We start from the raw sequence: 16542 nt of genomic DNA, 5'->3' as shown, positions 1-16542 counted from the left end.
CCCCTCTTGAGAGGGGCGGGGGCATCTGTGTGCCCCCGCCTGCTCTTTTGTAAAAATGGTTCGTGCTGCCTGCAAGGGCGGTGGGGGAGAACGAAAATATCCCACTATATGAAAGGAGCGATCCTATGAGAATCCTGTATGCTGCTTCGGAAGCTGCCCCTTTTGCAAAGTCCGGCGGTCTGGCCGACGTTGCGGGTGCCCTGCCCAAGGCTCTGGTCAAGGACGGCGTGGATGCCCGCGTCATTATGCCCCTGTACGGCGATTTGAAGTTCCGTGATACGCTGGAGTACGTGACCAATTATTCCGTCCCCGTGGGCTGGCGCAGCCAGTACTGCGGCCTGTTCAAGACCGAGCGGAACGGCGTGACCTACTACTTCCTGGACAACGAGTATTACTTCAAGCGCCGCGGCCTGTACGGCTTCTATGATGACGGCGAGCGTTTCGCCTTCTTCTCCCGCGCCGTTTTAGAGACCCTGTTCTACATCGATTTCACCCCCGATATCATCAACTGCAACGACTGGCAGACCGCTCTGGTGCCGGTGTACCTGAACCTGTACTATCGCCATCTGGATAAGTTCAACCGCATCAAGACCATCTTCACCATCCATAATATCGCTTATCAGGGCAAGTACGGCACCGACATTCTGGAGGACACCTGCGGCATCGGCCGCCGCGACCAGCACATCGTAGAGTACGACGGCTGCGCAAACTTCATGAAGGGTGCTTTCGAGACTGCCGATAAGATCACCACTGTCAGCCCCACCTATGCCATGGAGATCCTCGACCCGTGGTTCAGCTATGGTCTGGACGCTCTGTTGCGCGAGAAGCAGTACAAGCTGTGCGGCATCCTGAACGGCATCGATACCGATTCCAACGATCCCGCTACGGATAAGAACATCCCCTTCAACTACGACATCACCAACTTTGAAGAGGGCAAGGCAAAGTGCAAGGAAGCCCTGCAGGATAAGTTCGGCCTGAACAAGGATGGCAGCCCCGTCTTTGCCATGGTCAGCCGCATGGTCGGCATGAAGGGCTTTGATCTGGTGCAGAGCATCGCCGATGGCCTGGTGGATCGCGGCATCGAGCTGGTCATTCTGGGCAGCGGCGAGAGCCAGTACGAGAACTTCTTCTCCGACCTGTGCGCACGCCACCCGGGCCGCGTTGGCACCTACATCGGCTTCGAGCCGGCCCTGTCGCAGGAGATCTACGCAGGTGCAGATGCCTTCATCATGCCTTCCAAGAGCGAGCCCTGCGGTCTGGCACAGATGGTGGCCTGCCGCTACGGTACGCCTCCCATCGTCCGCGAGACCGGCGGTCTGCGCGACTCCATCCACGACAGCACCATGGGTGAGGGCAACGGCTTCACCTTTGCGGGCTACAATGCCCACGAGCTGTATGACGCCTGCTGCCGCGCACAGGACCGCTACTACAACAAGGAAGACTGGCACAACCTCGTCAAGCACGACATGGAGTGCGACTTCAGCTGGGATGTCTCCGCCAAGAGCTACGAGGGCCTGTACAACGAGACCGCAAACCTCTGGTAAATTCGACCAATTCCATACACTCCAGCCCTGCCGGGCCTCTGTACTGCACAGGGGCCCGGCGGGGCTTTTTGCTGTCAAGGGGCAGACTGAACAAAGACGCCATCACTTTTTTGTGGAGGATGCGATGAACGGCGGACAAAAATCCACCGGGGGAGGACAGTTGTGAAGTAAGTATAAACAAACTATGAAGTTTTCACAGAATTTGGTGGAAAATTGATTGAAAAAACGGCCGGTTTGAATTATACTATCTCTATGAGGGTCTTGCATGGAAAAGGTCCTTTGCGAAAGAGCCGCCGCATGGGGTGCCTGCGGCGGGCAGACCAGAAGGAGGAACGCCGTTGAAGGGCTTATACAAAGCACTGGAGGATATCGTGTGGCTGACGCAGCTGGGTTTGTCCATGCTGCTGCCGCTGCTGCTCTGTCTGGGCGGCTGCTGGTGGGCAGTGAACCGCTGGGGCTGGCCGGAGTGGGTGTATCTTCCGGGCGTTTTTCTGGGGCTGGCCGCAGGGGCACAAAATTTCTGGGTCTTTGCCAGGGAGCGGATGGAACGCGCCAAAAAGGAGAAGACTTCTCGTGTTGGCTTCAATTCGCATCAATGAACGTTGGAGGGTTTGCTATGAAACTGCAGCCGGAATCCAAAAAGGAGCTGACCCGCATTGCCTGCGGCACGGCCATCTGTACCGCCGTCATGTGGGTGATCTTTGCAGCTCTGCACCTGGTTGGCTGGGTCCGGTTCGACTACACGGTCGTGCTGGGCGGTCTGGTGGGTGCAGCCGTCGCCATCGGCAACTTTGCGGGCATCTGCCTCGTATGCCAGAAGGTCATCGACGAGCAGGATGAGAAACGGCGCAAAGCCAAACTACAGCTTTCCCACAACAGCCGGATGCTGCTGCAGGCCGTCTGGGTCATCGTGGCCATCGCCGCGCCCTGCTTCCAGCCGTTTGCCGGTGTTCTGCCGCTGCTTTTCCCGCGCGTTACGATCTACTACCTGCAAATAACCGGCAAGTACAAGCCTCTTGCGCAGGCAGCCCCCGCACAGGACGTCTCGGTGGAAGACGAACCGGTGCAGGCCGCCGCGCAGGCCGAAGCTCCCGGCGAAAAAGGGGGTGAAACGTAACAAATGGAACTGAACGGCGCAAAGATCCTGTATACCATCCATACGGACATCCCCCTGCTGGGTGATTTCAAGATCTCCCAGACCTTAGTCAGTACCTGGATCGTCATGGCGCTGCTTTCGGGTCTTGCCATCTGGCTGGGCAGCAACCTCAAGCTGGAAAATGTCTCAAAGCGGCAGGCCGCCGCCGAGTTCATCGTAGAACGGCTGGACCAGTTCGTGCACGACAACATGGGCTATCACTTTGATAAGTATATCCCGCTCATCGGCGCGATCTTCGCTCTGAGCATCGGCTGCAACCTCATCAGTGTCATCGGCCTGTGGAGCCCCACGGCAGACCTGAACACCGAGGCGGCGTGGGCCATTGTGGTGTTCGTGCTGATCATGTACTACAAGATCAAGACCAACGGCATCCTTTCCTACCTGAAAGGTCTTTTGGACCCCATCTTCATCATGGCACCCATCAATGTGCTGTCGGAGGTTTCCACCCCCGTCAGTATGGCGTTCCGTCACTTTGGCAACATCTTGTCCGGTACGGTCATTTCCACACTGCTGTACTGGGCGCTGGCAAGCCTGAGCCACGTCATTTTCGGCTGGCTGCCGGGTGCCTTGAGTCAGATCCAGCTGTTCCAGATCGGCATCCCGGCCTTTACGGGCCTGTATTTCGACTGGTTCGGCGGCTGCATTCAGGCGTTCATCTTCTGCACCCTGACCGCAATTTTCATCAAACGTGCTGCCGGTGAGGACTAAGCCCTCACAACGGCATCTCCCAAAACAAAAAACTTTTTTGGAGGACAAATCTTATGACTGACTTTCAGTACCTCGCTCGTGGTATCGCTCTGGCAGGCTGCGGCATCGGCGCAGGCTGCGCACTGATCGCAGGTATCGGCCCCGGTATCGGCGAAGGCAACGCAGCAGCTGCTGCCTGTGAAGCTGTGGGCCGTCAGCCCGAGTGCAAGAGCGACGTTACCAGCACCCTGATCCTGGGCGTTGCACTTTCCGAGACCACCGGTATTTACGGCTTCGTCACCGGCCTGCTGCTGATCTTCCTGGCACCCGGTATGTTCATGAAGTTCCTGGCATAAGCGGAACCTTTTACAAAATAACGAAAGGAGACGCTTATGGAACTGTACCAGGCGTTGATCACGCTGGACGGCTGGACCTTTCTGGCCCAGATCTGCAACCTGATGATCCAGCTGTTCATCTTCAAAAAGTTCCTGCTGAATCCGGTCAAAAACGTGATCGCAGAGCGCAAGGCGAAGGCAGACAGCCAGATCGCCGATGCCACCAAGCTGCGCACCGAAGCCGAAGCTATGAAGGCAGAGTACGAGCAGAACCTGCAGAATGCCCGCGCCGAGGCCAACGAGATCGTTGCCAATGCGCAGAAGACGGCCACCGCCCGCGGCGAAGAGATCGTGGGCGAGGCCCGCGCGCAGGCTGCTGCCCTCAAGCAGAAGGCCGAAGCCGACATTGCGCAGGAGCGCAAGAAGGCCGTGAACGAGGTCAAGGACGAGATCGGCGGCATCGCCATGGAGATCGCCTCCAAGGTGGTGGAGCGTGAGATCAGCGAGAAGGACCACAAGGATCTGATCGACGAATTTATCAAAAATGTGGGTGAAGCATCATGACCGAGACTGCAAGGATGTACGGCGGAAGCCTGTACGATCTGGCGGCGGAGGAAGGGCTGGAGGCCCGCATTCTGGGCGAGCTGGACGAAACCGTGGCGCTTTTTAAGGCAAACCCGGACTACCTGCATCTGCTCAGCACCCCCAGCATCCCGAAAAGAGAGCGCTGCGGCCTGCTGGATGAAGCACTGCGGGATCAGGTCCACCTCTATGTGCTGAACTTTTTGAAGATCCTGTGCGAGAAGGGCACCCTGCGGGAGCTGTCCGGCTGTGCACGGGCTTACCGTGTGCGCTACAATCAGGCGCACGGCATTCTGGAAGCAACGGCGACCACTGCAGTGGCAATGACGGAGCAGCAGGCAAAGGGCCTGCACGAAAAGCTGGAAAAACTCACCGGCAAGACCATCGACCTGAAAACAAAGGTCGATCCGGCAGTGCTGGGCGGCATCCGGCTGGATATCGAAGGCACCGAGCTGGACGGCACGGTGCAGAACCGTCTGTCCGCCCTGCGCAGGGATATTGCTTCCGTGACACTGTGATCGAATTTCCACCCGAAAGATTTTTAAGAATTGAGTGGTGAACAAACAAAGATGCAACTGAAACCTGAAGAGATCTCCAAGATCATCCGTGCGCAGATCAAGCATTACGAAAATGCCATTGAGCAGAGCGAGACCGGCACGGTCATTATGGTGGGCGATGGCATCGCCCGCGCCAGTGGTCTGGAAAAGTGCATGGCAGGTGAGCTGCTTCAGTTTGATAACGGCGAATACGGCATGGCCCAGAATTTGGAGGAGAATACCGTCTCCATCGTTCTGCTGGGCTCCGACGTCGGCATCAAGGAAGGCAGCACTGTCAAGCGCACCGGCAAGGTGGTGTCCGTGCCGGTGGGCGAAGCCATGATCGGCCGCGTGGTCAACGCGCTGGGCCAGCCCATCGACGGCGCAGGCCCCATCGAGACCACCGAGTTCCGCGCCATTGAAAGCCGCGCTCCCGGCATCATCGACCGTCAGCCGGTTAAGGAGCCGCTGCAGACCGGCATCAAGGCCATCGACTCCATGATCCCCATTGGCCGCGGCCAGCGCGAGCTGATCATCGGCGACCGCCAGACCGGCAAGACCACCATCGCCTCCGATACCATCATCAACCAGAAGGGCAAGGACGTCATCTGCATTTACGTTGCCATCGGTCAGAAGCGCTCTACCGTGGCAAACCTTGTGCAGAGCCTGACCGAGGCCGGTGCTATGGGCTACACCATCGTGGTGTCCGCAACGGCATCCGAGCTTTCGCCCCTGCAGTATATCGCACCCTACTCCGGCTGTGCCATGGGCGAATATTTCATGCATCAGGGCAAGCACGTCCTCATCATCTACGACGATCTGTCCAAGCACGCCGTGGCCTACCGTGCACTGTCGCTGCTGATCCGCCGTCCCCCGGGACGTGAGGCTTACCCCGGCGACGTGTTCTATCTGCACTCCCGTCTGCTGGAACGCGCGGCCAAGCTCTCCAATGAGCTGGGCGGCGGCAGCCTGACGGCTCTGCCCATCATCGAGACGCAGGCGGGCGATGTTTCCGCCTACATCCCCACGAATGTCATTTCCATCACCGATGGTCAGATCTTCCTGGAGACGGAGCTGTTCCACTCCGGTGTCATGCCGGCAGTCAACCCCGGCATCTCGGTGTCCCGCGTGGGCGGCAATGCCCAGATCAAGGCCATGAAGAAGGTCGCCGGCACCCTGAAGCTGATCTACTCCCAGTACCGCGAGCTGCAGAGCTTTGCACAGTTCGGTTCCGATCTGGATGCCGACACCAAGGCCCGCCTTGCACAAGGCGAGCGCATCGTGGAAGTGCTCAAGCAGAACCGCTCCGCTCCCGTGCCTGTGGAAAAGCAGGTGGCCATCCTGTATGCGACCATTCACGATCACCTTGTGAAGGTCAAGGTGCCGGACGTGGCCGAGTATGAGAAGGGCCTGTACGAATATCTGGACAACAATGCTGCGGGTGCCGCCGTCATGGAGACCATCCGCACCACCGGCAATCTGGATAAGGACACTGAGGAGCAGCTTAAGAGCGTGCTCACAGCCTATACCGACAGCTTCGTCAAGGCGCACTAAGGAAGGAGGCGTAACGCATGGCTGGTTCCATGAAGGACATCAAGCTGCGCATCAAAAGCGTAGAGAGCACCATGCAGATCACCAAGGCAATGGAACTGGTGGCTTCCTCCAAAATGCGCCGCGCCAAGGAACGGGTGGAGCACAGCCGCCCCTACTTTGAAACGCTGCATGAGACTTTGACCAAGATCGCCGCGGCCGACCCCCGCGCCCGCAACCCCTACCTGCGCCGTGACGAAGTGAAGCGCACCCTGCTCATCGTCATTGCAGGCGACCGCGGCCTTGCCGGTGGATACAATTCCAACGTGCTCAAGCAGGCCGGGGCCGAAGAAGGCGAAGTGCTGGTGCTGCCCATCGGCAAGCGCTCGGCAGAGTATTTCGTCCACCACGAGGTGCCCCTGTTCACGCAGGAGGTGCTGCTGGCGGCAGATGTCTCGGTGGGCGAGTGCTTCCAGCTGTCCCGCCAGATCACGGAAGGATATCTCAAGGGCGAGTACGATGCGGTAAAGATCTGCTACACCCGGTTCGATTCCATGATGACCCAGACCGCAGCCACCATGGAGGTGCTGCCGCTGTCCATCGAACCTACCGAGCAGCAGAAGGCGGATGCCCGCCGCAGCCAGATCCTGTACAAGCCCAGCAGCGAGGAAGTATTCAGCGCGATCATCCCGGAGTATGTGGCAGGCATCGTCTACGGTGCCGTGTGCGAGAGCGTAGCCAGTGAGCTTGCCGCCCGCCGCACTGCCATGGATGCCGCCACCAAGAACGCCGGTGAGATGATCGACCATTTGAACCTGTATTATAACCGTGCCCGTCAGGCTGCCATCACGCAGGAGATCACCGAGATCGTGGCCGGCGCGGAGATTTAAAACCTATCAAAAAGGAGTTGTAGCCTATGTCCGAAAAACATATCGGCAAGGTGCTCCAGGTCATCGGCCCGGTGCTGGACATCCAGTTTGAGGATGGCCAGCTGCCGGAGCTGCTCAACGCCATCGAGATCGACAACCACGGCGAAAAGCTGGTGGTCGAGGTGGCACAGCACACCGGCGATAACGTGGTGCGCTGCATTGCAATGAACAGCACCGATGGTCTGGTGCGCGGCACCGAAGCCGTGGATACCGGCGAACCCATCAAAGTGCCCGTGGGCGACCAGTGTCTGGGCCGCGTGTTCAACCTGCTGGGTGAGCCCGTGGACAACAAGCCCGCCCCGGCCCCGGAGGCCTACTGGCCCATCCACCGCCCTGCTCCCAGCTACGAGGAGCAGCAGTCCACCACCGAGATCCTCGAGACCGGCATCAAGGTCGTGGATCTGATCTGCCCCTACGCAAAGGGCGGCAAGATCGGTCTGTTCGGCGGTGCAGGCGTCGGCAAGACGGTCCTGATTCAGGAGCTGATCTATAACATCGCCACCGAGCACAACGGCTACTCGGTGTTCACCGGCGTTGGCGAGCGCACCCGTGAGGGCAACGACCTGTACGGCGAAATGACCGAAAGCGGCGTTATCAACAAGACTGCGCTGGTCTACGGCCAGATGAACGAACCCCCAGGAGCCCGTATGCGCGTGGCACTGTCCGGCCTGACCATGGCGGAGTATTTCCGCGATGTGAAGAATCAGGATGTGCTGCTCTTCATCGATAACATCTTCCGCTTCACCCAGGCTGGTTCTGAGGTGTCCGCACTGCTGGGCCGTATGCCCTCTGCCGTCGGCTACCAGCCCACGCTGGCCACCGAGATGGGTGCTCTGCAGGAGCGCATCACCTCCACCCGCAAGGGCTCCATCACCTCGGTGCAGGCCGTCTACGTGCCCGCCGATGACCTGACCGACCCGGCCCCTGCCACCACCTTTACCCATCTGGATGCCACCACGGTCCTGAGCCGTGACATTGCTTCGCAGGGCATCTACCCCGCTGTGGACCCGCTGGATTCCACCAGCCGCATCCTCAGCCCGGAGGTCGTGGGTCAGGAGCACTACGAGATCGCCCGCGCCGTCCAGAAGGTGCTGCAGCGCTACAAGGAGCTGCAGGACATCATTGCCATCATGGGCATGGACGAGCTGAGCGAGGAAGACAAGCGCACGGTCAGCCGCGCCCGCAAGGTGCAGCGCTTCCTGAGCCAGAGCTTCCACGTGGCAGAGCAGTTTACCGGTATGCCCGGCCAGTATGTGCCGCTCAAGGAGACCCTGCGCGGCTTCAAGATGATCCTGAACGGCGAGTGCGACGAGCTGCCCGAGAGCGCATTCCTGTTCGCGGGCACCATCGATGACGTGTTCGCAAAAGCGAAGAAAGGGTAAACCATGACGACCTTTCATCTGACGGTGGTCACGCCGGACGGCTGCGCCTTTGACGGGCAGGCCGAGCGCATCGTCTGCCGCGCCATTGACGGCGATCTGGCCATCCTTGCCAAACACGGGGATTACTGCACCGCGCTGGGCATGGGCGAAGCCCATATCGTGGATGCCGAGGGCCAGCGCCGCCGCGCCGCCTGCATGGGCGGGCTGCTGAGCGTGCTGGATGGCGAAGTGCGTCTGGTCGCCACCACATGGGAGTGGGCCGAGGAGATCGATCAGGCCCGCGCCGAGGCTTCCAAGAAGCGCGCCGAAGAGCTTCTGGCACAGAAGAATCTGGACAAGCGCGACTATGAGCTGGCCCAGGCCCGCCTGAAGCGCGCCCTCGTCCGCACCTCCATCCACCCATAACAGCAAACAGCACCCCATCCGCAGCGCCTGCTGCCGGTGGGGTGCTTTTGTGCGGTGCGATTTACTTTGTGGCAAAAACGATACCGATGGTGCCGGGGCCGGAGTAGCCGCCGATGGTGGTACCGATGTCCGTCTCGATGATCTGCTCGAACTTGCCGTACTGTGCAAGCCCGGCCTTGACGGCCTCCAAACAGCCGGGTTTGGGCTGGCAGGAGGAGAGGAAGACGACACTGGTATCGATGTCGTCTCGGTCAGCCAGCTTCTCGGTGATGTATTTGCCCACGCAGATGGGAAGCTGACCGCGGTACTTCTTGACCACCTTCAGCTCGCCGTCGATGACGGCCAGACTGGGCTTGATGCCCAGAATGTTGGCCCCGAAGGCCAGCACGCCGGAGCAGCGGCCACTCTTGGCCATGTAGTCCAACTGGTTGAGCACGAAGCTGAGATCGACCTTCTTGGCAAGGGCTTGCAGCCGCATACAGATGTTCCGGGGCGGCAGGCCGTCCGCCGCGAGCTTGGCTGCCCGCAGGACGAGATAGCCCTGCCCGGTGCAGATGTTCTCGCTATCCACGACCGAGACGTTCCCGAACTCCTGCGCGGCGAGTTTTGCGTTCTGGCAGCAGGACGAGAACTTGGACCCGACACAGATGTGGATGACGGCATCGTAGTCTTTAGCAAAGGGCGCAAAGAAATCCGTGTACTCCACGAGGTTCGGGGCAGCGGATTTCGGCATCTTGCCGCCGTTCTGCACATGGGTGAACACATCGGCGGGGCGGACGGTAACGCCGTCCAGCAGGCTTTCCTCGCCCATCAGGATGTGCATGGGGATGAGCGAGATATTCCACTGCCGCAGCAGCGTTTCGGACAGGTCGCAGGTGCTGTCCGCTGTGATCTTGATCTTCATGTTCGATACTCCTCTTCTGTTCGCCGGGCCGGGCCGCAGCGCGTTGGTTTCTTCAAAATCCTGAATTATCATAGCACAAAAGCTTAAAGTTTGTTAGGCAATCACAAAAATGAAATGTGAATCTTTTGTGAATCGCTGATTCTGGCGGAAAAAGGCTGGCATTTGTGTACAGTTGTCACAAAATAAACCGGTTTTTTATGGTTCTTTCCGAAAATTCGGGTTTACCTGTTTATTTTGTCCGCCAAAAATTATATAATAAGTAGTACCACACGATGGATCAAAATGAGATCGGTCTGCTCTGCGGCCGTTATTTATTTGGAGGTTGCCTTATTATGTTTGTTACCGACTATACCAAGCATCTGCTTGATCATGTGAAGAAGATCCACTTCATCGGCTGCGGCGGCAGCGGCATGTATCCGCTCATCCAGATCCTTGCCGCAAAAGGCTACGAGATCTCCGGCAGCGATGTGCTGGATGGCAGCATCATCCGCTACGAGCGTGAGATGGGTGTCAAGGTCAGCCTGGGTCACAGCGCCGATAATGTGATCGGCACCGACATGGTGGTCTACTCTGCCGCCATTTCCAAAGATAACGTGGAGCTGAATGCCGCTGCCTCCTACGGCATCCCCACCATCGAGCGCAGCGTTCTGCTGGGTTACGTGAGCCGCCTGTACAAACAGAGCATCTGCGTCTCCGGCACCCACGGCAAGACCACGACCACTTCCATGATCACCACTGCGCTGGAGCTGGCAGGCCGCGACCCGTCCGCTGTCATCGGCGGCAAGCTTCCGCTGATCAATGGCTACGGCAAGGCTGGCAAGGGCGACGATATCGTAATTGAGTCCTGTGAATTTGCCGAGACCTTCCTGAAACTGACCCCGTACCTGTCCGTTGTGCTGAACATCGACAACGACCATCTGGATTACTACGGCAGCATGGGCGAACTGAAGTTTGCCTTCAAGCGCTTTGCCCTGATGACCAAGTTCATGATCTTTGCCAATGCGGACGACAAGAACACCATGGATGTCATGTACACGCTGGACCGCCGCGTGCGCACCTTTGGTATCGACAACGACGGTGACTACCGCGCCGTCAATGTGCAGGAGTACAAGCCCGGCTTCTTTGAGTTCGACCTGAAGGAGTGGAACAAGGTCACCGGCCATATCCGTCTGGCTGTGCCCGGCTACCACAACATTTACAATGCGCTTGCCATGTGCGCCGTCTGCCGCTTCGTCGGTCTGACCGTGGAGCAGTGCGCCGATGCAGCCCTGAATTTCAAGGGTGCCGGCCGCCGCTTTGAGGTCTACGGCGAGTGTAACGGCGCTTTGGTCGTGGACGATTATGCACATCATCCCACCGAGATCCGTGCGACCTTGACCACGGCCCGCGAGATGGGCTACAAGCGTCTGATCGCCGTCCACCAGCCGTTTACATACAGCCGCACCAAGCTGCTGTTCAACGACTTTGTGGATGTGCTCAAGATCCCCGATATCACCGTGCTGACCCCGATCATGGGCAGCCGTGAGCCCAACGATCCCACCATTACCAGTGCAAAACTGGCCGCTCAGATCCCGAACGCAGTCCTGGTGGACAGCCTGGAAGCTGCGGCGCAGTGGGTCAAGGACAATGCCCGCGAAGGTGACCTCGTCATCACCCTCGGCTGCGGCGACATCTACAAGGCCAGCAAGATGATGGTGGCAAAGGACTGAAGCCGCCGCATCCGGTGACCAATAAAACCAAAGCTCCCTGCCGGGCACAAAATGTGCGGCAGGGAGCTTTTTTGTGGGATGCGAACCGTCTGTTTACCCGTTCCGCCGCTTCAGGATCTCGTCCAGAATGGCGTCGGCGACGTCCGATTTGCTCATGAGGGGCAGTTCACGGGCACCGTCCGGGGTGATGAAGGTGACGACGTTGGTGTCCACACCGAAACCGGCACCGGCCACCTTCAGGTTGTTGGCGACCACCATGTCGAGGTTCTTCCGGGTCAGCTTGGCCGAGGAGTTTTCCAGCATGTCGCGGGTCTCCATTGAGAAGCCGCAGAGGAACTGCCGGGTCTTCCGGGGGCCGATGGTGCCGAGGATGTCGGCGGTGCGCTCCACCGGGATGGACATGTCGCCGTCCTTTTTTTTGATCTTGTCGTTTGCCACGGCAGCGGGGCGGTAGTCGGCCACGGCAGCGGCCATGACGAGGATGTCCATTGCGTCAAAGCGGCTGGTGACGGCTTCGTACATGTCCTGTGCGGTGGTGATGGGCACGTCCTCGGTGAACCGGACCGGCGGCAGGGCCGTGGGGCCGTGGATGAGGGTGACGTCTGCACCACGCATCGCGGCGGCGCGAGCCACGGCATAGCCCATCTTGCCGGTGGAATGGTTGGTGAGGTAGCGCACCGGGTCCAGCGGCTCCTGCGTGGGGCCGGCGGTGACGGCAATGCGCAGACCGGCAAGATCTTTGGGCCGAGCAATGGCATGCAGGATATACTCGATCAGCACATCTTCCTTAGGCAGACGGCCGCTGCCAACATCCTTGCAGGCCAGCACGCCGCTCTCGGAGGGGATCACCGTGAAGCCGTAGCGTTCCAGCGTGGCGATATTATCCTGCGTGATGGGGTTTTCCAGCATTCCGGTATTCATGGCCGGAGAAACGAGCTTGGGGCACTTTGCAGCCAACACTGTGGTGGTGAGCATATCATCGGCGATGCCGTGGGCCATCTTGGCGATGACGTTGGCAGTGGCCGGGGCGACAAGGATCACATCGGCTTTTTTTGCCAGCGAGATGTGGGTGACTTCAAACTTGAAATCCCGGTCAAAGGTATCCACCATGCACTTGTGGCCGGTAAGCGTTTCAAATGTAACAGGGGTGATGAACTGGGTCGCATTTTTGGTCATGATGACCTCCACATCGGCTCCCAGCTTGCGCAGTGCGCTGGCCACGTTGGCCATTTTATAGGCGGCAATGCCGCCGCTTACGCCCAGAAGGACGCATTTTCCGTTCAGATCCATCCAAAAACCTCCCAAATCTCTGGTTTGCTCCCCTTAGTATAATGCAAAAGTTCCGCCAGCACAACAAAATCTTTTTGCAGCACTTGTAACGGAAGGCAAAATGCGGTAAAATAACCCTTGACTTAGAGTGAAAGGAACCAAACCCTCTCAGTCTCGCTGACGCTCGCCAGCTCTCCCGAAGGGAGAGCTTGGAAGCAGAAACGTTGGCCTGTAACGTAAAACCTCCCCCTTTGGGGGAGGTGGCAGCGCGGATGCGCTGACGGAGAGGGTTGGCTCTTGCAAATCAGGAAAGGTTTCCCAAATATGATCTTAGCCATTGATATAGGCAACACCACCGTCGCCCTTGGGGGCATTCGGGACGGACGTGTATGCTTTGTGGCGCGCATGGACACGGTGCGCACCCGCACGGCTGCAGAATATCGTGTCGAAATGGATAAAATTTTTGCGCACCGCCGCCATCCTGAGCGCCCCATGCGCTTTGAGGGCGCTGTGCTCACCAGCGTGGTGCCCCAGATCACCGGGGCACTGGCGGAGTGCGCCCGCCATTATACGGGCAGGAAGCCGGTCATCGTTTCGCCGGAGATCCGAACCGGACTGACCATGGGCGTGGATGAACCCCACGCCGTGGGCAAGGATCGCCTTGTGGATGCGGCTTATGCGGCGGCAAATTTTCCGCTGCCGGTGGTCACGGTGGACCTTGGCACTGCCACGACCTTTAATGTGGTGGACGAGAACCGCGTGTTCCGGGGCGGTGTCATCTGCCCGGGGCTTTCCACCGGGCTGCGGGCACTGGGCGACCGCTGTGCCCAGCTGCCGCAGGTGCGTCTCGGTTCCCCGAAGAGCGCCATCGGTGTGAACACCGAGAGCTGTATGCTGTCCGGCTCCGTGATGGGCACGGCGGTGCTGCTGGACGGCATCGCCCAGCGCATCGAAGAAGAACTGGGCCGCCCGGCAACGCTGGTCGTGACCGGCGGTCTGGCCAAATACGTCACCCCGCTGTGCCGCCACCCGCTGACCTACGACCCGGAGCTGCTGATGAAGGGCCTGGCGCTGCTGTACCAGATGAACGCGCCGCAGCACCACGCAGGCGGCGGCAAAAAGCGGAACCAGAACTTCCGCCGCGCCCGCCGACCCCACCCGCAGCGCCGGGAGCGCCGCGAGGATGAGGCCAAAGCAGGCTGACGACAGACAGGATGGAGAAGAGAATGAAATTAGGCATTCTTGGCACGGGCAAGATCGTGCGGGAATTTTTGCCATGGCTTGCAGAGCACACGCCTTTTACGGTGCAGGCCATCTGCAGCACCGAGCGCAGCGCAGAGGCGGCGGGGGAGCTGTGCGAACAGTACAGCATCCCCCAGCATACCACCAACTATTTTGAGTTGTTGCAGGACGTGGATGTGGTCTATCTGGCCGTGCCGAACAACCAGCACGCCCGCTATGCCAAGGTGGCCATCGAGGCGGGGAAGCATGTCATCGTGGAAAAGCCGATGGCCATCAATGCCTTGCAGGCAGAGGAGCTGGCGAATCTGGCCCGCCGCAGGAAAGTCTTCCTGTTCGAGGCCATGACCACCCAGTATCTGGAAAATTACAACAAGATCCGGGAGCTGCTGCCCCGCATTGGCACCGTGAAGCTGGTACAGTGCAATTTCAGCCAGTATTCCAGCCGGTACGATGCCTTCTGTGCAGGCGAGGTACAGCCTGCCTTTGACCCGGCCTGTGCCGGCGGTGCCCTGATGGATCTTGGCGTATATAATGTAAGCTACATCGTGGGCCTGTTCGGGGAGCCGAATCAGGCCAAATATACCGCCAACATGGAGCGCGGCATCGACACCAGCGGCATCCTGACCATGGATTACAGCGGCTTCAAGGCCGTGAGCATCGCTGCCAAGGACTGCGCGGCCCCGGCCCGGTACATCATTCAGGGCACGAAGGGCTATATTCTGCAGAAGTCCACCGCCAACTGCTGCGGCGGCATCACCTTCCACCCTAACGAGGGCAAGGAGGAGCACTACAATCTGAACGGCGGCAGGCCCCGGCAGGCGGCAGAGTTCCATGCGTTCGCCCGCGCCATCGAGGGCGGCGACCAGGAGCTTTGCAGCCGGATGCTGGATACCTCTGTGGCCGTCAGCAAGGTGCTGACCGTGGCCCGGCGGTCAGCAGGACTCAAGTTCTGACCACGGACAATGCCCTGACAAGCGTGTCTGAAGTCCGTATCAACAAAATTTATCCCGCATAGAGCGGGCAGGTTTGCGCCGTATCCGACGTATAGGGCGGAACGGCAGCAGGAGGAAAACAGAATGAAAAACAACGATCTTCGTACTCTCACCCGGCTGGCACTGCTGGTCGCCATCGAGCTGGTCATGAAGGCCATCGGCCTGGGCAGTGTGCCTGTGGGCCCGCTGTACATGAGCTTCCTGACCCTTCCCATTGCAGTGGGTGCCATCACCATGGGCCCCGCTGTGGGCGCATTGCTGGGCGGTGTGTTCGGCGCAGTGAGCTTCTACGATGCCATCACCGGTGCTTCCGCTATGACGGGTGCACTGTTTCAGGTAAGCCCTGTGAACACCTTTATCCTGTGCGTGGGTATGCGCGTGCTGATGGGCCTGTGCTGCGGCCTGATCTTCAGCGGCCTGAAGCGCTTTGACAAGCCCGGCACATGGAGCTACATCGTCAGCGCCATGAGCGCCCCGTTCCTGAACACGGTGTTCTTCATGGGCTGGATCGTGCTGGCCTTCTACGGCTGTGACTACGTGCAGAACCTCGTGTCCGTCAAGGGTGCTGCGAACCCCTTCATGTTCGTGGTGCTGCTGGTCGGCGTGCAGGGCGTGGCCGAGTTCCTTGTCTCCGGCATTCTGGGCGGCATCGTAGCCCGTGCTGTGCGCAAGTTTTTGAAGTAACCGACGCGCCACACGTCAGGGCAGCGCGTCCGGCCCGATCATAAAATAACAAAAGCCAGAACTGGTCTGCCAAACGGCAGCGCAGTTCTGGCTTTTTTGCAGCTTCATGCAGCATCCGGAATCGGGTACGGACGGCGGATCACGCCTCTGCGATGGCCTCGACCTCGCACAGGACGCCCTTGGGCAGGTCCTTGACGGCGACACAGCTGCGGGCGGGCTTGGAGGTGAAGAACTTGGCGTAAACCTCGTTGAAGGCCGCAAAATCCGCGATGTCGGCCAGGAAGCAGGTGGTCTTGACCACCTTGTCAAAGCCGCTGCCGCCAGCTTCCAGAATGGCGCCGACGTTCTTGCAGCTCTGCTCCGCCTGTGCGGCGATGCCTTCGGGGATGGTGCCGTCGGCGGGGTTCACCGGGATCTGGCCGGAGGTGTAAACAAAACCGTTGGTGAGAAAGCCCTGCGAGTAGGGGCCGATGGCGCCGGGGGCCTTTTCTGTAGCGATCACTTTCATAGGATACTCCTTCTTTCTTCATCTGAGATGTGAAATGCGTTTGCTATGCTGAGTCTACACCCGGCGGGCGGGTGCTGTCAATCATTCGGCACTTTTTTCGCCGTCCGGCTTTACATTCCGCGCAAAAGGCGGTATTCTTTATGTACCA

Annotated in this window: 18 protein-coding genes; 15 read left to right on the top strand and 3 right to left on the bottom strand. The window is 59.3% G+C overall.

Going from position 1 to position 16542, the window contains the following annotated elements; all coding sequences use genetic code 11:
* Nucleotides 1–125 precede the first annotated feature (125 nt).
* The 11 genes from ACNQFG_RS00725 to atpC all read left to right on the top strand — a co-directional run bounded on the left by ACNQFG_RS00725 (nt 126) and on the right by atpC (nt 9086).
* Nucleotides 126–1544 carry a glycogen synthase gene (locus ACNQFG_RS00725; protein WP_423405646.1) on the top strand — a complete coding sequence of 473 codons (1419 nt, stop codon included), beginning with the start codon at nt 126–128 and terminating at the stop codon, nt 1542–1544.
* Between the two features lie 338 nt (nt 1545–1882).
* The gene (locus ACNQFG_RS00720; RefSeq protein ID WP_097791596.1) at nt 1883–2143 is read left to right on the top strand and encodes an AtpZ/AtpI family protein; all 261 of its coding nucleotides are present in this window, start codon (nt 1883–1885) and stop codon (nt 2141–2143) included.
* Between the two features lie 17 nt (nt 2144–2160).
* On the top strand, nt 2161–2661 hold the full coding sequence (locus tag ACNQFG_RS00715) for an ATP synthase subunit I (protein WP_423405645.1): 501 nt from the start codon (nt 2161–2163) through the stop codon (nt 2659–2661).
* A gap of 3 nt (nt 2662–2664) precedes the next feature.
* On the top strand, nt 2665–3408 hold the full coding sequence (locus ACNQFG_RS00710) for a F0F1 ATP synthase subunit A (protein ID WP_154259627.1): 744 nt from the start codon (nt 2665–2667) through the stop codon (nt 3406–3408).
* A gap of 53 nt (nt 3409–3461) precedes the next feature.
* On the top strand, nt 3462–3743 hold the full coding sequence (gene atpE / locus ACNQFG_RS00705; protein WP_005930278.1) for an ATP synthase F0 subunit C: 282 nt from the start codon (nt 3462–3464) through the stop codon (nt 3741–3743).
* A 36-nt stretch (nt 3744–3779) separates the two neighbouring features.
* Nucleotides 3780–4286, top strand: a complete 507-nt coding sequence (gene atpF, locus ACNQFG_RS00700) for a F0F1 ATP synthase subunit B (protein ID WP_097774383.1) — start codon at nt 3780–3782, stop codon at nt 4284–4286.
* Nucleotides 4283–4822, top strand: a complete 540-nt coding sequence (gene atpH, locus ACNQFG_RS00695; protein WP_423405644.1) for an ATP synthase F1 subunit delta — start codon at nt 4283–4285, stop codon at nt 4820–4822. The genes atpF and atpH overlap by 4 nt, the downstream gene beginning before the upstream one ends.
* A 51-nt stretch (nt 4823–4873) precedes the next feature.
* Complete coding sequence (gene atpA, locus ACNQFG_RS00690; protein ID WP_097774385.1) at nt 4874–6394, top strand: F0F1 ATP synthase subunit alpha; 1521 nt, start codon at nt 4874–4876, stop codon at nt 6392–6394.
* Nucleotides 6395–6411: 17 nt separating this feature from the next.
* Complete coding sequence (gene atpG, locus ACNQFG_RS00685) at nt 6412–7260, top strand: ATP synthase F1 subunit gamma (RefSeq protein WP_005938091.1); 849 nt, start codon at nt 6412–6414, stop codon at nt 7258–7260.
* A 26-nt stretch (nt 7261–7286) separates the two neighbouring features.
* Entirely contained in the window at nt 7287–8681 is a 1395-nt protein-coding gene (gene atpD / locus ACNQFG_RS00680; RefSeq protein WP_005938088.1) for a F0F1 ATP synthase subunit beta, read from the top strand.
* A 3-nt stretch (nt 8682–8684) separates the two neighbouring features.
* Nucleotides 8685–9086, top strand: coding sequence for an ATP synthase F1 subunit epsilon (atpC, locus tag ACNQFG_RS00675; RefSeq protein ID WP_423405643.1), 402 nt, complete (start codon nt 8685–8687; stop codon nt 9084–9086).
* Between the two features lie 61 nt (nt 9087–9147).
* On the opposite strand, the gene ACNQFG_RS00670 is transcribed toward atpC, so the two are convergent.
* Complete coding sequence (locus tag ACNQFG_RS00670; RefSeq protein WP_097791605.1) at nt 9148–9990, bottom strand: DegV family protein; 843 nt, start codon at nt 9988–9990, stop codon at nt 9148–9150.
* A 332-nt stretch (nt 9991–10322) separates the two neighbouring features.
* On the opposite strand from ACNQFG_RS00670, the gene murC reads away from it, so the two are divergent.
* Nucleotides 10323–11699 (top strand): UDP-N-acetylmuramate--L-alanine ligase, encoded by a 1377-nt coding sequence (gene murC / locus ACNQFG_RS00665; protein WP_423405642.1) that lies wholly within the window; start codon nt 10323–10325, stop codon nt 11697–11699.
* A gap of 93 nt (nt 11700–11792) precedes the next feature.
* Here murC and coaBC read toward each other — a convergent pair whose 3' ends face one another.
* Nucleotides 11793–12989: a bifunctional phosphopantothenoylcysteine decarboxylase/phosphopantothenate--cysteine ligase CoaBC gene (coaBC, locus tag ACNQFG_RS00660; protein WP_423405641.1), complete on the bottom strand. Its 1197-nt coding sequence runs from the start codon at nt 12987–12989 to the stop codon at nt 11793–11795.
* 303 nt (nt 12990–13292) lie between these two features.
* On the opposite strand from coaBC, the gene ACNQFG_RS00655 reads away from it, so the two are divergent.
* From ACNQFG_RS00655 to ACNQFG_RS00645, 3 genes are all read left to right on the top strand, one after another.
* Nucleotides 13293–14171 carry a type III pantothenate kinase gene (locus ACNQFG_RS00655; protein WP_423405640.1) on the top strand — a complete coding sequence of 293 codons (879 nt, stop codon included), beginning with the start codon at nt 13293–13295 and terminating at the stop codon, nt 14169–14171.
* 23 nt (nt 14172–14194) lie between these two features.
* Nucleotides 14195–15163: a Gfo/Idh/MocA family protein gene (locus tag ACNQFG_RS00650; protein ID WP_423405639.1), complete on the top strand. Its 969-nt coding sequence runs from the start codon at nt 14195–14197 to the stop codon at nt 15161–15163.
* A 123-nt stretch (nt 15164–15286) separates the two neighbouring features.
* Nucleotides 15287–15886 (top strand): ECF transporter S component, encoded by a 600-nt coding sequence (locus ACNQFG_RS00645; protein ID WP_423405638.1) that lies wholly within the window; start codon nt 15287–15289, stop codon nt 15884–15886.
* A 139-nt stretch (nt 15887–16025) separates the two neighbouring features.
* Here the strand turns inward: ACNQFG_RS00645 and ACNQFG_RS00640 are convergent, their stop codons facing one another.
* The gene (locus tag ACNQFG_RS00640; protein WP_097791611.1) at nt 16026–16394 is read right to left on the bottom strand and encodes a RidA family protein; all 369 of its coding nucleotides are present in this window, start codon (nt 16392–16394) and stop codon (nt 16026–16028) included.
* Nucleotides 16395–16542: the final 148 nt, after the last annotated feature.

The organism is Faecalibacterium prausnitzii (assembly GCF_049532945.1).
GTDB lineage: Bacteria > Bacillota > Clostridia > Oscillospirales > Ruminococcaceae > Faecalibacterium > Faecalibacterium prausnitzii_N.
Note: the sequence above shows the minus strand (reverse complement) of the source record. Positions and strands in the feature narration are given on the sequence as shown.